General features: G+C 74.7%; 1 protein-coding gene and 1 pseudogene. One reads left to right on the top strand and one right to left on the bottom strand.

The window, feature by feature from the left end; all coding sequences use genetic code 11:
* Positions 1-1,067 (top strand): hypothetical protein (locus ABZW03_RS41080; RefSeq protein ID WP_355270018.1); only part of this gene is annotated, 1,067 nt, incomplete at its 5' end.
* Between the two features lie 35 nt (positions 1,068-1,102).
* Here ABZW03_RS41080 and ABZW03_RS41075 read toward each other — a convergent pair.
* Positions 1,103-1,180, bottom strand: a pseudogene (locus tag ABZW03_RS41075) (metal-dependent hydrolase); the annotation flags it as partial.

Below are 1,180 nucleotides of genomic sequence, written 5' to 3'. Positions count from 1 at the left end.
TGGGCCACGAGGTGCACGTCTGGACGGTGGACGAGCCCGCCGACGTCGAGCTCTGCCTGGAGCTCGGGGTGTACACAGGCGCCGGGCGCGTTCCACGACCAGGAGGTCCCCCCGTGAAGTTCCGCTTAGCCCGGCGTACGGTCGCGCTGGTGGCGGCACTCGCCGCCCTGGCGGCGGTCCCCACCGTCTCGGCGGCCCAGAGCACGTCCGCGCCCGAGGACCCGTACCGGGTCAGCGCCGCCGAACGTCCGGGCGCGCACCGGCAGTTCGCCGTCGGCCCGCAGTACGACTCCACCCACGTCTACGTCGAGCCCGGCACCCAGCAGGCCTTCGTGACGAGCTGGACGGCCACCTTCGGCGGCACCACGATCGGCCCGGTCTCCACCCAGGTCACCCCGACGCCCAGCCGGACGCTGTCCGAGCTGGTGGTGTCCCCGGTGGGCACGCTGTCGGTGTTCGACTTCACCACGCCGATCCCGTACCCCTTCGGCACCGAGCGCACCGGCTGGCTGGTGACCGACCTCGACCAGGCCGTCCGCGCCGCCCGGGCCGACGGCGCGAGCGTCACCGTGGCACCGTTCGCCGACCCGATCGGCCGCGACGCCGTCGTCCAGTTCCCCGGCGGGATCAGCGCCCAGCTCTACGTGCACACCACGCCGCCGTCCTACCCCGCCCTGGCCAGCGTGCCGGAGAACCGGCTCTACCTCTCACCGGACGCGGTCGGCGACTTCCTGCACAGCTACCTCTCCTTCACCGGCGGCCGGATCGTCTCCGACGACCGCAGGGCCGACGGCGCCGCCCTCGGCCTGCCCGGCACCACCTACCGGCTGCTCCGGCTGACCTCCGGCTTCGGCACCACCACCGTCGCGGTGACGGACGGCCACCTGCCCCACCCGTTCGGCCGGGAGCTCACCGGCTACGGCGTGCCGGACCTCGGCGCCACCCTGGACCGGGCGCGCGCGGCCGGCGCCTCGGTGCTGTGGGGGCCGGTCCGCGCGGGCGGCCGGGACAGCGCGATGGTGCGCTTCCCGGGCGGCTACGTCGCGGAGATCCACACCGACCGGTGAGTCCGCGCCGACCGGTGATTCCACGCCGATCGGCGACCGGCCCGTCTCCGCATGCCCTTCGGCGGCCCGATCGGGTACCAGCGCCCACGGGCGATCGGGATCGGCCACAGCAC

It is taken from the genome of Kitasatospora sp. NPDC004799 (assembly GCF_040609095.1).
In the GTDB taxonomy this organism is placed as follows: Bacteria; Actinomycetota; Actinomycetes; order Streptomycetales; family Streptomycetaceae; genus Kitasatospora.
The sequence above is the reverse complement of the archived record's forward strand: the minus strand, read 5'-3'. Positions and strand labels throughout refer to the sequence as shown.